The organism is Gemmatimonadota bacterium (assembly GCA_009838645.1).
Lineage (GTDB): Bacteria > JAAXHH01 > JAAXHH01 > JAAXHH01 > JAAXHH01 > JAAXHH01.
The window spans coordinates 49,846-62,196 of record VXRC01000001.1 but is presented as its reverse complement, the minus strand read 5'-3'; the positions used below and the strand labels follow the sequence as shown (position 1 = coordinate 62,196).

At 60.9% G+C, this 12,351-nt stretch carries 11 protein-coding genes; 4 read left to right on the top strand and 7 right to left on the bottom strand.

Features of this window, described 5'->3' with window-relative positions; genetic code table 11:
- From F4Y38_00310 to F4Y38_00300, 3 genes are all read right to left on the bottom strand, one after another.
- Positions 1-660: a class I SAM-dependent methyltransferase gene (locus tag F4Y38_00310; protein ID MXY47716.1), complete on the bottom strand. Its 660-nt coding sequence runs from the start codon at positions 658-660 to the stop codon at positions 1-3.
- Positions 661-761: 101 nt separating this feature from the next.
- Entirely contained in the window at positions 762-1,874 is a 1,113-nt protein-coding gene (locus tag F4Y38_00305) for a VCBS repeat-containing protein (GenBank protein MXY47715.1), read from the bottom strand.
- Positions 1,875-1,980: 106 nt separating this feature from the next.
- A complete protein-coding gene (locus F4Y38_00300; GenBank protein MXY47714.1) occupies positions 1,981-3,036 on the bottom strand; it encodes a peptidase M19 in 1,056 nt (351 codons plus the stop codon).
- A gap of 176 nt (positions 3,037-3,212) precedes the next feature.
- On the opposite strand from F4Y38_00300, the gene F4Y38_00295 reads away from it, so the two are divergent.
- A complete protein-coding gene (locus F4Y38_00295) occupies positions 3,213-3,884 on the top strand; it encodes a hypothetical protein (GenBank protein ID MXY47713.1) in 672 nt (223 codons plus the stop codon).
- Positions 3,885-3,938: 54 nt separating this feature from the next.
- On the opposite strand, the gene katG is transcribed toward F4Y38_00295, so the two are convergent.
- Positions 3,939-6,071: a catalase/peroxidase HPI gene (gene katG, locus F4Y38_00290; protein MXY47712.1), complete on the bottom strand. Its 2,133-nt coding sequence runs from the start codon at positions 6,069-6,071 to the stop codon at positions 3,939-3,941.
- 237 nt (positions 6,072-6,308) lie between these two features.
- Here katG and F4Y38_00285 point away from each other — a divergent pair, with 237 nt between their 5' ends.
- Both F4Y38_00285 and F4Y38_00280 read left to right on the top strand, forming a co-directional pair.
- Positions 6,309-7,196 carry a DUF4377 domain-containing protein gene (locus F4Y38_00285; protein MXY47711.1) on the top strand — a complete coding sequence of 296 codons (888 nt, stop codon included), beginning with the start codon at positions 6,309-6,311 and terminating at the stop codon, positions 7,194-7,196.
- Positions 6,776-8,005, top strand: a complete 1,230-nt coding sequence (locus tag F4Y38_00280; GenBank protein ID MXY47710.1) for a phytanoyl-CoA dioxygenase family protein — start codon at positions 6,776-6,778, stop codon at positions 8,003-8,005. The genes F4Y38_00285 and F4Y38_00280 overlap by 421 nt, the downstream gene beginning before the upstream one ends.
- 32 nt (positions 8,006-8,037) lie before the next feature.
- Here F4Y38_00280 and F4Y38_00275 read toward each other — a convergent pair whose 3' ends face one another.
- Together F4Y38_00275 and F4Y38_00270 are read right to left on the bottom strand one after the other, a co-directional pair.
- Positions 8,038-8,754, bottom strand: coding sequence for a class I SAM-dependent methyltransferase (locus F4Y38_00275; GenBank protein MXY47709.1), 717 nt, complete (start codon positions 8,752-8,754; stop codon positions 8,038-8,040).
- A gap of 57 nt (positions 8,755-8,811) precedes the next feature.
- Positions 8,812-9,966 carry a DUF1295 domain-containing protein gene (locus F4Y38_00270; protein MXY47708.1) on the bottom strand — a complete coding sequence of 385 codons (1,155 nt, stop codon included), beginning with the start codon at positions 9,964-9,966 and terminating at the stop codon, positions 8,812-8,814.
- A gap of 89 nt (positions 9,967-10,055) precedes the next feature.
- Here F4Y38_00270 and F4Y38_00265 point away from each other — a divergent pair, with 89 nt between their 5' ends.
- On the top strand, positions 10,056-11,483 hold the full coding sequence (locus tag F4Y38_00265) for a hypothetical protein (protein ID MXY47707.1): 1,428 nt from the start codon (positions 10,056-10,058) through the stop codon (positions 11,481-11,483).
- Between the two features lie 5 nt (positions 11,484-11,488).
- Here the strand turns inward: F4Y38_00265 and F4Y38_00260 are convergent, their stop codons facing one another.
- A complete protein-coding gene (locus F4Y38_00260) occupies positions 11,489-12,334 on the bottom strand; it encodes a phytanoyl-CoA dioxygenase family protein (protein ID MXY47706.1) in 846 nt (281 codons plus the stop codon).
- Positions 12,335-12,351: the final 17 nt, after the last annotated feature.

Sequence of the window (12,351 nt, the reverse complement as noted above, 5' to 3'; positions counted from 1 at the left end):
TCAGGATTTCGATAGTACGCCAATATATCCGGCCCCACCGGAATCCAGGAATTCCTTTACACGCCAGCCCGTGTCATTGAGAATCTGCGCCATCTCCTCCTTCGACACGAAGAGATAGTCAAACCATGGCGTCTTCAGATTCTTGAAACGAACTCGAATGCGCACCTGCCCAGACATCCTACCTCTACTTCTGTTTCCCTTGTGATACGCTCTGTGAACCGGCTCTGTTGTTAGATAGGGATCTCGAGATTCTGCAATGATTCGAGCTGTTGGTGTAGTCATTCTGTGGAATCGCTTGAGTAGCCGACTCGCACGCTCACGGTTTCCCAAAGTGCCGAAATTGCCTCCCAGCATCAGTACCGTATCAAAAACGCCCAACGAAGCGACTACCTGTGTAACCGACATTACCCTACCGTGTCGTAACCCCCTGTGTCGTGAAACCTGGATGGCACCTGGAGAGACGTCTATTCCCAAGACACGGTAACCTTGTTCCTGACAGTAGATCGAGTGGCTGCCCGCACCGCAACCTATATCAAGAACCCGGCCACCAACGTAATTCATCGCCGTCAGGTGATGAAACGGCCAGTCTTCAAACGAGGTGAAGTACCGGTCTCCGTAACCAGCTTCAATGAAACCATCATCGCGCTCGATGATCTCCAATGATTCGTTGCCATGGAGGCAGCTTAGAAGAAGCTGTCCGAAAGCGTCTTGGGATCTATTCGTCGGACTACCAACTTGAACCGGATACTGCCTGCCACACCTCACTCCGGCATGTACAAATACAAATTATCCACCAACTGCGGCCGTGGCGCGGTGTCCTGGAGCCAGCGGTAGGGCTTGCTGATGATGCCGACTTTGCCGTCCAGCTCGATGACTTGGGCTTCATGCGTACCGATCCCTGTGTCGATGACGTGCTCATCCATGTGGTCGCCGCGACTGAGATAGAGCAGTTGCCGGGGCGGGTGAGGCTTCGTCCAGTCTCCCCGGCCCATCTCGCCCACGTAGATGTCGGGCCGGCCGTCTCCGTCGAAGTCGGCCACCTGCAAGGTGTGCGCATCGAGCAACCGGTCATTCAGAACCTCGGCCTCCCAGGGGTGCTCGACGTCCGTGCCTGGTCTGAAAAGCGCTAGCCGTCCGTAAGTCTGCCCGATGTCGAGGGCCACCTCGCACACAGCGATTTCGACTCGCCCGTCCCCGTCGAAATCCGCCGCGCGGACCCGCACACCGCCATAGCCTTCGGCGAAGACGTGCCGATCCCAATTACCGTTCGGCAGCAACCTGTACCACGAAGTTCCGGCGATGAGTTCCAGCCGCCCGTCTCCGTCCACGTCGGCGGCCGCGAAGTCCTGTTCGCTCACGCCCGTGGCTACCTTGCTGACGCCGGGCCATGGAGACACATATGGATCCTCGGGCACCGGCACCGAGAATATCGTCCCGGCGTCGGGATTCCATACGTACAGCTGATCCCGGCCGTCGCCGTCGATATCCGCCACCAGTAGGTCGTGGATCCTACTATGGGGAAGCTCGAAGATCACGCGGCGGGTCCATCGCTGCGTGGGATCGTCGGGGCACGCCCACCAGAATACGTGGTTGCCCCTGTCACTGGTGCCGGAGATCAGGTCGAGTCTACCATTCCCTGTGAGGTCGACGAGGGCGGTGCCGACGCTGATGCTTGGAAAGGAGTCATCCATCAGATGCGGTACCCACGTGCCCTGATCGGTGCGGCCGAACCAGTGCAGTCCGTCCGGATTCCGGGTGGCGATGACGAATTCCTGCACGCCGTCGCCGTCGAGGTCCCCCACGACGCAGTCCATGCGCTCGGCGGGACCGCCTTCGTAGATGGTGTGACGATGGAATACGGGGGCTTCAGGCATGAAGCGGCCTCAAGTTTTCTCAGGGAGTGAATGCCGGCCTCTTGGTACTGCCGATCATTTTCGTGGTGGCTGGTTCGGACGCGAACGAAAGCGACGCTTTTCGTCGTCAACCCCACGCCGCGCGCAGCGTCCGGACCCAGTTGCCATGCATGATGTCGGCGATGTCGGTCTCCGAATAGCCCCGGCTATCGAGAATTGCGGGGATCTTGCGCAGGTCGGCAATGGTCTCGAGATCGGCGGGACACTGTTCTTTGCCGTAACCGCCGTCTACGTCGGTGCCGATGGCCGCGTGCCGCGCGCTCCCGGTCAACTGGCAGACATGGTCGATGTGGTCCACCACAGTTTCAAAGGTGATGGCCGAATTATCCATGGCGACCGGGTCCCAAAGAGGGGAGATCATCCAGATGTCCATGGCCGTGCCGATGACGCCGCCGCGTTCGGCCAGGGCTTTGATCTGCCGGTCGTCGAGCTGGCGGTCGTGGTCGCACAACGCCCGGCAGCAGTTGTGGGTGGCCAGCACGGGGCCGTTGAAGTGGGCCAGCGCTTCCCAGAAGGCCTGCTCAGCCAGGTGGCTCACATCCAGAATGATCCCGGCCGCCTCCAGGGCTTCGAGCATGGGGCGGCCACGGGGCGTCAGGCCGCCGGGCGCCTGGGTCCCGTGGGCATAGGAACTGACCCCGTAGTGGCACAGGCTCACCACCCGGAGACCTTCGTCCCACCAGCCTGCCACCTGCTCGGGCCCCACGATGCCGTCCGCGCCTTCCATGCTGAGGACATACCCCAGCGGCGTCGTAAGGGGATCGGCTTCCCATTCGGCCAGGTGGGCGTCGAGTTCGGTCCGGTTGCGCACCTGTCGAAAGACCCCTTTAGCTTCCATCAGGCGGTAGTAGGCCAGTTCGCCCATGCACCGAGCATAGGCGATGTCCTGGGTGCGCACGCCGGAGAAGCGCTTGCCCATCGAAGCGATCCGGCAGTTCACCGTGACGAACATGAGCCCGATTCCGCCGCGGCGCAGTTCCTCGAAATTCACCACGCCCAGGCCGCGGCCCTTCTGTGCCATGCCGGCTTCTGCCTCGCGGATTTTAGATATGGGCTGGAAGAGGTCCCGGTCCCATTCGAGGGCGTTGTAAGCGATGTCCAGGTGGGAATCGACGATCAGCATGGAGGTTCTCCCAGAGTCAAGTCCGCGTATAGAAGCATTGCCGAACCAAGAAACTTGTACAAATCCGATCCGGAGGGTTACCTTGGATTCAAGGAAAGGCGCGCATCGACGAAAAAGCGCGCGAGTAAGGAATGGCGCGCTTCAACGAAACGGCAAACCGAGAATAGGAGATCGGGATGGCACCCGGACTGTTCGCCGCGCTTGCGGTCGTGTTCCTGACGTTGCTCGGTATTGGAACGCGCTACTACGTCTTTAGCGACCTCAACGCCATACACAGCCTGCTGAGCCTGTTTTTCTCGGCCAATCTGCTGGTTTGCTACTGGGAGATCTGCCTGTTCCTCAAACGTGATTATATCGAGGAACGCACCGAATACTGGCGCGCCCGGAAACGCGAAACGGGCCGTACACCGGCGGTCGAGTTTCTGCTGACCAGGGTGCCTTTGAGGCGGATATTCTCCCCGACGGTGTGGGCGGACGTCTGGGCTACATATTCCCTGATCGACGGGTCGTTCTCGGACCGCCGCACCTGGGGGTTTAACGTCGATGTCGCGAACGGATTCTTTACACCGATTCCGACCCTGGTCCTCTACGCGGCCCTAACCTTGAACATCATGCCGGCTGTCCTGGCCGGTATGCTCGGGCTGGTACTCTCCTGGCAGTGGGCCTACGCCACGTCGGTCTACGGGGTCAGCTTCTTCATGGCCAGGCGGCAGCGTCTCATCACACGGACCGAGCTGTTCGTTTATGTCGGCGTCCTGAACGCACCCTGGGTGCTCTTCGGGCTGCTGGGCATGTACGTGTCGGCGCGCCTGGTCCTGGACGGCGACTACCGCGTGCTGGGCTACTGAACCGCGGCCTGCGCCTGGCATGCTGGGCGACTCCACGTCCCGCACACGCCAAGACTATGCCAGGTCGAACCGATCCAGGTTCATTACCCTGGTCCAGGCGGCCACGAAGTCGTTCACGAACATCTCCCGCCCGTCGTCGCTGCCATAGACTTCCGCGTAGGCCCGAAGCTCGGAGTTCGAACCGAAGACCAGGTCCACCCGGGTTGCGGTCCACTTCACCTCGCCGGTCTGACCGTCGCGTCCCTCGTACGCGTCCTCCTCTTCGGACGAAGCGCTCCACGCGATATCCATGTCGAGGAGGTTCACGAAGAAGTCGTTGGTCAGGGTCCCCGGCCAGTCGGTGAGCACGCCATGCCGGGACTGTCCTGTGTTCGCGTCCAGGGCCCGCAGGCCCCCGACGAGCGCCGTCATCTCGGGCGCGGTGAGGTTCAGCATGTACGACCGCTCCACCAGCAGGTCTTCCGGCTTGCCGTTCTGGCCGGCCTGGAGGTAGTTGCGGAACCCGTCCGCGGTGGGTTCGAGCACGGCGAACGACTCAGCGTCGGTCCATTCGTCCGTCGCGTCGGTGCGTCCCGGCACAAAAGGTACCTGCACGCCATGACCGGCGTCCCGGGCAGCCTGTTCGATGCCCGCGCATCCGGCCAGGACGATCAGGTCGGCCAGGGAGACCCGCTTGCCGCTCGACTGCCCTTTGTTGAACTCCGCCTGGATCTGCTCGAGTTTCGGCAGCACCTCGCCGAGGGCGGCCGGGTCGTTCACTTCCCAGTCCTTCTGCGGGGCGAGACGGATGCGCGCGCCGTTCGCGCCACCGCGCTTGTCCGTGCCGCGGTAGGATGACGCGGCCGCCCAGGCGGTCGAGACCAGCCGGGAAACGGACAGGCCGGAGGCCAGGACCTGCTCTTTCAGGGCGGCGACATCCTGCTCGTCGATCAATGCGTGATCGACCGCCGGGACAGGGTCCTGCCAGAGCAGCGATTCCGCGGGGACCAGCGGACCGATATACCGGCTGCGGGGGCCCATGTCGCGGTGAAGCAGCTTGAACCACGCCCTGGCGAAGGCATCTTCCAGGTCCGCCGGACGCTCGAGAAAGCGCTGGGTGATCGCCGCGTATTCGGGGTCCGCCTTCAAGGAAAGGTCCGTGGTGAGCATCATGGGAGCATGCTTCTTCGAAGGATCGTGCGCGTCCGGCACGTTGGCCACCTTGGCGGCGTTCCTGGGCGTGTACTGCGATTTGCCCGCGGGACTCTTCGTCAGCTCCCACTCGTGGCCGTAGAGGTTCTCGACGAACTCGTTGTCCCACTTGACCGGATTGCTGGTCCATGCGCCTTCCAGGCCGCTGGTGATCGTATCGCCGGCCTTTCCGCTTCCGTGGCTGCTTTTCCAACCGAGACCCTGCTGATGAATGCAGGCGCCTTCCGGCTCGGGACCGACATGGTCCTCGGGTCCGGCGCCGTGGGCCTTGCCGAAGGTGTGTCCACCGGCGATCAAGGCGACCGTCTCCTCGTCGTTCATCGCCATGTTCTTGAAGGTCTGGCGGATGTACTGTGCCGCCAGGGCCGGGTCCGGATTGCCGTTCGGACCTTCCGGATTCACGTAGATCAGGCCCATGTGGTCCGCCCCGAGGGGACACTTGAGTTCTCCGTCTTCGCTGTGGCGCTGGTCGTCGAGCCACGTCGTCTCCGAGCCCCAATCCGTCTCGTCCGCCTCCCACACGTCCGGGCGGCCGAAGGCGAAACCGAAGGTCTTGAACCCCATGGATTCGAGCGCGCAGTTGCCGGCGAAAATGAGCAGGTCGGCCCAGGAGAGGTTCCGGCCGTATTTCTTCTTGATCGGCCAGAGCAGGCGGCGCGCCTTGTCCAGGTTCCCGTTGTCCGGCCAGCTGTTGAGCGGTGCGAAGCGCTGGTGGCCGGAACCGCCGCCGCCCCGCCCGTCGCTGATGCGGTACGTGCCCGCGGCGTGCCAGGTCATACGGATGAAGAGCGGTCCATAGTGGCCGTAATCGGCGGGCCACCAGTCCTGCGAGGTCGTCATCACCGCTTCGATGTCCTTCCTAAGCGCATCGACGTCGAGGTCCTTGACCGCCTCGGCGTAGTCGAATTCCTCGTCCATCGGGTCGGATTGCGGCGCGTTCCGGCGCAACGGCTTCAAGTCCAGTTGATCCGGCCACCATGTCTGGTTGGTCGTCATTTCGATCCTCCGTTTACGTGTACTGGATGATGGTAAAACCTATGGGATTCGCTACTAGTCTGATATAGGAACTTACAGCTAGGAAAAATACCGGTTTCACCCGTGCTCAGGCAAGAGGAATATGGGGGGTATTTGCACGCTTTGGGGAACCATCCCGCCGCAAAATCGTCTTGATGATACAGAGGGAATGTCGCAGGTTGAAATCTGGTTCACGTTGTCCCATCCAGGAGCGCCGACATGCCATCCAGGACACTACATCATTCAGGACACGACATCATGCCATCCGTACATACTTCAACCCGTCGCTGTCAAAGCTTCGCTCTGCCGCTCATTGTGGCCCTTGTCACTGCCAGCGTCTTTGCCGGCTGTGACGGCGACACGGATCCGACAGGGCCCGGCCCGGACGTGCAGGAGTACATCGAGACCCGAGTCGTTACCATCGGCCCCACCCTGGCCAAGTGCTACGGCGTGGGCCTGCGGACCTGCATGGTGGTCGACGGCGGGTTTTTCTACGATGCGATCGAGGGTTTCGAATACGAGACCGGCTATACCTATCGCCTCCGGATCGGCAAGTACGATCCCTGGGGCGGGCGTGAACCGCCGCAGGACGCCAGCCGGTACGCCTACCGCTTGCTGGAGCAACTCGAGAAGAACCCGGCGCCTTCCACGGCGGTAACCCTGACGGTAGGTCCCGCACGCGTCCTATGCTCCCGGAGCGACGACTTCTGTCCAGTGGTGAACGGCGTGCCGTACGACGACACCATCAACGACTTCGATTACGAGGCCGGCTATCACTATGTTCTCGAGGCGAACAGATACAACGATGGCCGGTACGTCCTGACGAACGTGGTCTCGAAAACCCAGGCGGAAGGAACAGAGGAAGAGGAGATCACCATCGATTGGGGCAGGGTCGAGTGCGGGGACGGCCATGCCGGGTACTGCAAGGTCTACAACGGCGTCCCCTACCGTGGCGAGATCGTGGGCTTCCACCCGAGGCACGAATACAACTACCGGCTGCGGGTCGAGAAGTTCAGCATGAGTCCCGACGGCATGGACGTATCACCCTTAGTCCCGGCTTACGGCTATCGCTGGCTGGAGACGCTCGAGGAAACGCAAGGCGGTTGATTTCGTGGCCGGTACCGGTTGCCGTGCGCGAGAGGTGCAGAGTGGAACGCCGCCATTCCAAAGAGGTCATCATGTTGACCGACGAACAAGCAATTCAGTACCGGGAAGATGGCTATCTCGTTTTTGAATCCCTGATACAGGGCGAGCGACTGGCCAGATACAAGCAGGTATTCGATGAACTCGTCGACCAGGGCAGCCGATTGACCGAGCAGGAACCGCACTGGGCACTCGAACTGGACGAACGGGGCGACCCCCGAGCGGGTTTGCTGCACAAAGTCCAGGGCGTATGCGTGGTCGACTACCGCGTGCTGGAACTGGCGCGCGAACCGGCGATCGTAGACCGCGTGGCCGTACTGATCGGGGATAACATCGACGTATTCGGCACCAAGTTCTTTCCGAAGTTGCCCGATGGCGGAACGTCTACGGGCTGGCACCAGGATAACTTTTATTTTGGTACCGATACGGATCGAATCGTCAGTTGCGGGATCTATCTGGAAGATGCGGACGTGGAGAATGGTTGCCTGCGGGTGGTGCCGAGCAGTCACCGGATGGGAGAGATCGTCGAGCACCGCAGTCAGTTAAGCAGGCATGGCAGCTGGACTCAGGTCGATGAAGCGCAGGCCGTGGACCTGGTCATTCCCGCGGGTACGGTCGTGCTGTTTTCCGCCAATCTCCTGCACGGCGCCTACGACAACCACAGCAGCCGCACCCGCTACAGCACGGCATGGCATTATATGCCCGAAGAACTCAATCCCGAGAAGTTCCGCAAAGGGATTTACGAAGACCGGCACGTGGCGAGGAAGGTTTGAAGTGCATTCTGACGCATGTAACCGCGAACGGCTCATGTATTTCGCTTCCTTAAAACACATTTGAAATCTGACTTCTTCAAATCTGAACTCACCACCTGAAACGGGGATGCTTCCAGTTCTGCCATGAGATCTTCGGCGAAGAAGAAGTGCAAATAGTGCGGCGCTCCCAGCACGAATCCGTCTCCCTCTTCCAGGGTCTCGTATTCGGGAGCGTATCTACGGTGGTTATCATCGCAGATGTCTTCGTAACCTTCCAGTACAGAATCCAGGACAGTCTGCGAAAGAAAAACCTCGCCATGTGGATTTAGCACACGCGCGATCTCTTCCAGAAAAGCGATTCGTGACGCGCGGTGCGGGACATAGCAATAAACGTTTCCCATAAATGCAGCGGCAAATGAGGCGTCGGGAAAAGGCAGAAGCGGCATTTCGTATTGAAGAAACGTGACGTCGACGCGTTCCGCTTTCGTGGTTCGCCTTGCTTGTTCAATCTGTTTCTCGGCAACATCAATACCGGTGACGTCGTATCCCTGCCGCGCAAGTGCGAAGCATAATCGCCCCGTCGCGCATCCTATGTCCAGCAGGCGACTGTTTACCGGGTACTTTCCTGCGAACGCCTGTTCCGCCTCCCGGATACCGTTTTTAAGCTCGTCTTTTCTGATATCAAGTTCTTCAGGACCATTGTATTTGTCCTTCACGGAATGCAGTAATCTTTGGGATTCCTGTGTTTTGTTGGAGGCCATTGGCGGCATCACCTTAATGGCTGACGGAACGCGAAGTGCCTGGAATACAAACCCCTCGACCCGTGCTCAATAAATCCCTGGCACGATCCGGTACTTCACCCGATCCCGGTATTCCGCCCACTTTTCGGCGCCGTATTTCACGGCGCAATGACGGTCGTCGTCCCATTGCCGGTACAGAAACAGGGACACGATGAATATGAAATAGGTCCAGGCCCAGAAGTTCGCGAAGTGGCCGAATATCAGGGCGATAGACAGGGCAAGGAATCCCTCGCCCATGTAGTTGAGGTGGCGGGCGACGCCCCACAGGCCGCTGCACAGGATCCTGCGGTCGCCGGCCTGGATGTACTTCGGCGCGATGAGGCCGAGGAACTTGCGGTCCGGCCATCGCTTGAAGGTGTATTTCTGGAGGTTGGCGCCGCGCGAGATACCCCAGCCGAACAGGAACAGAGCGGACGCACCGATGAGCCAGAAGTTAGTCCAGGCGGGCGAGAATTCGGGGTTCGGGTGCGCGGCCAAGCCCCACAGCGGGAGAATGAACAACCAGCCGTAGACCACGAGGCAGCCCCAGATCAGCTTGAAGCCGACATTCTCGTGAATCAGGTCGTAGGTATAGAGCTGTACTCGCTCGAAGACCATGTAGTCCATGATGTAGAAGGTGAAGAAGGCCGCGTAGAGTATGACGCCCGGATTGGCGTGCTCGCCGAAGAGTTCGTAGTGGTACACGGCGCCGGACAGGGCGTTGAGCGAAAGCATCGACCCGCCGACCACGTACATGTACATCTTCACGTCGATGCGTTCGTTGAAGAACGAAATTTCCTGCGCGCGGCCGAACCACCACGCCAGGAACCTGTTCTTCACCTTGCCTTCCGGTTGGGTAAACACGGCGATCAGGGTGAAGATTATGCTGAAGACCGTGCCGCCGGCCACGGCATAGACCGAGGACCGGTAGAACCAGTCGTGGGGAAGCCCGGTGAGTTCGAGCGCCCACACGACGATCGCGATCAAGAACACGAGCATGCCGTTCAGGCGGTAGTTGCGGGGTTCGCCGGTCTCCGGGTTGACGACGTAGCCGGGGACCCACCTGCCGGGAAGCATGAGCTGGATCACGAAAAACACGGCGTAGACGATCAGCGGGGTGAAGAATCCCCAGATCGCTTCGGTCCGGGACAGTTCGAAGAGGTGTTCGACTCCCAGCCATTCGATCATGATCGAATTCCCCATTCTAAAATGTGATGTGGATGCTTTATGTTAGTCTTTATCAACTTGCGGCGAAAGGAAAACGAAGAGAAGAAATCGAAGAAAGGAAGACCATGGATACGTCAAATCAGTTAAGCGCCGGCGCGGCGATGATCGACATTTCCCCACCCGAAAGAACGCATCTGGCGGGCAGCGGGGCCGGTGACCACCGTCCGACCCAGGCCGTGATCGATCCGCTCTATGCCAAAGCCATCGTATTCGAGTCGGGCGGGCGGCGCGTCTGCCTGGTGATCCTGGATCTCACCATCGTCACCGGCAACTACACGGACCGGATCCGCGCGGAAATCCACGAACAGACAGGCATTGAACAGGACGCGATCATGGTCCAGGCGACGCAGACGCATTCCGCTCCGAGCCTCGGCTACTTCATGCTGGATCCGGATTTTCCGCTGGAGACCACCGAGGAGACGGAGTATCTGCGCGGCGCCGAGCGCGCCTATGGTGACCGGGCCGCTGTCGCTGCCGTGGAGGCCGCGATCGAAGCGGCGGGCAGGCTAGAGCCCGCGCGCATCGGGCTGGGCCGCGGCGTGTCGGGTGACCTGGCTTTCAACCGGCGCGGCATACGCCGGGACGGCACCATAGTCATGCCCAGGCCACAGGGACGGGAGCAGCAACCCTTTGGGAACTCTGAGGTCTGCTATCTCGAAGGACCGATAGATCCGGAGGTGGGCGTGTGCTGTGTCCAGGACATGAACGGAAAACCGCTGGCCTTTCTCCTGCACTACACGTGCCACCCGGTCAATGCGTATGGAAACCGGGAGACCTTCCTGGCCGCGTCGGCGGATTGGCCCGGCGCCTGGTCCCACGAGATGCAGCAGGCCTTCGGTGCCGACACAGTTCCGCTGGTCGTCAATGGGTGTTGTGGCAACATCAACCCCTGGCATCCCTACGACCCGGATTTTCAGCCGGATCACCTGAGGATGGGCCGTGAACTGTCCGGTTTGAGCGAGCGTATTGTGCGCGACATGGCGTTCGCGGGCAACTTCTCGGACGACGTTGCGCTGGATACCAGGATCGAAAGGATCAGCCTGCCCTTTCGCGATATACCGGACGAGCGCCTGCGCGAAGTCCACGAGATTCTCACCGCGTATCCTGGGCCGCCGCGCGAAGCGGATGGTCAGGTGGATCTGCGCTGGTTCCGGGCGGCATCGACCCGGAGCGTCGAACTGTGCAGGCGGCGGGACGGCGTGTTCAGCTACGAGATCCAGGCCTTTCGCGTTGGCGCCCTCTGTATTGTCGGCCTCCCTGGTGAACCCTTCGTGGAAGGGCAACTGGCGCTCAAGGTAAACTCGCCGGCGCCCTTCCTCTTTCCGGCCCACCTCACGTCGCACTATGTCGGCTACCTGCCGACAAGGGAGGCTTATCCCCGCGGTGGGCACGAGGCCAACGAAGACGTCACCTACTGGACCAAGCTCGCCCCCGGCTGCCTCGAAACGGTGATCGAACGGGCACGGGGCATGGTGCGGGAGCTGTTTGGGTAATCGAATTACCGTGGGCCGTCCTCGACGTCCAGGACGTAGCGTGCCAGCGGGGACAGGCGTTGGTCCGTCTCAGGTCGCAGATACTCCCGCTGATTCGTCTGCTGGGGGTGTTCACGGGCGATAAAGGCACAGTGCAGGGCACGACGGGGGGCGTCGCTGCGGTTGACATAAGAGCTGTGCCAGAGGCCGCCGTTGAATACGGCCACCGAACCGGCGCGGCCCGTCAGGTGTACCTGGTCGGGGTGGTCCGCCAGTCGATCAGCCAGGTGGTCGGTAATCCGGCCTGGTATTCGGTGGCTGCCGGGCACGCAGCGTGTCGAACCGTTGACCCGGGTGAAATCGTCGAGCATCCACATGGAGTTGACGACGTGGTAGGGTCCGCCGGGTTCGGCAGGTTGTCCCCAGTCGGCGTGCAGGATTTGCAGTCCGCTTCCGGGCAGCGGGTCGTGGCCGTTGAGCGAGTGCAGCTTGAACGGCCGCTGCAGGACATGGAAGACCGCCGTCAGTAGCTCGGGCTGCAGGTAGACCGCGTCGAATACCGATCCCTTGTTGATCAGATCGGCAAGCCGGCGTACGCCTTCCATCTGCGCGACCTCCTCGCCGGCCTTGTCGCCCTCGCGGTCATGAATGTCATCGAAAGCATGACGCAAACTGGCGAGCCAGTCCGGCGAGATGATTCCTTCCAGCACGAGGAAGCCATCGGTGTCCAGCGCCTGGCGTTGCGCGGTCGTCAGCGGGCGGTGTGAGAATCCTCGTTCAAGTAGTTCGTGGTCCAAAGCGGGTCTTCCTGAGATTTGATCCCCCGGAGGTTTGATTTCCCGAGGTTTGATCCCCCCGGGCTGATTATGGATTTACGTTACGCGCAGCG

Excerpts from the sequence above, each read along its gene's own strand:
- F4Y38_00270 (MXY47708.1), bottom strand. The coding sequence starts at position 9,966 with ATGGGGAATTCGATCATGATCGAATGGCTGGGAGTCGAACACCTCTTC.
- katG (MXY47712.1), bottom strand. The coding sequence starts at position 6,071 with ATGACGACCAACCAGACATGGTGGCCGGATCAACTGGACTTGAAGCCG.
- F4Y38_00305 (MXY47715.1), bottom strand. The coding sequence starts at position 1,874 with ATGCCTGAAGCCCCCGTATTCCATCGTCACACCATCTACGAAGGCGGT.
- F4Y38_00285 (MXY47711.1), top strand. The coding sequence starts at position 6,309 with ATGCCATCCAGGACACTACATCATTCAGGACACGACATCATGCCATCC.
- F4Y38_00275 (MXY47709.1), bottom strand. The coding sequence starts at position 8,754 with ATGCCGCCAATGGCCTCCAACAAAACACAGGAATCCCAAAGATTACTG.
- F4Y38_00265 (MXY47707.1), top strand. The coding sequence starts at position 10,056 with ATGGATACGTCAAATCAGTTAAGCGCCGGCGCGGCGATGATCGACATT.
- F4Y38_00280 (MXY47710.1), top strand. The coding sequence starts at position 6,776 with ATGCTCCCGGAGCGACGACTTCTGTCCAGTGGTGAACGGCGTGCCGTA.
- F4Y38_00300 (MXY47714.1), bottom strand. The coding sequence starts at position 3,036 with ATGCTGATCGTCGATTCCCACCTGGACATCGCTTACAACGCCCTCGAA.
- F4Y38_00295 (MXY47713.1), top strand. The coding sequence starts at position 3,213 with ATGGCACCCGGACTGTTCGCCGCGCTTGCGGTCGTGTTCCTGACGTTG.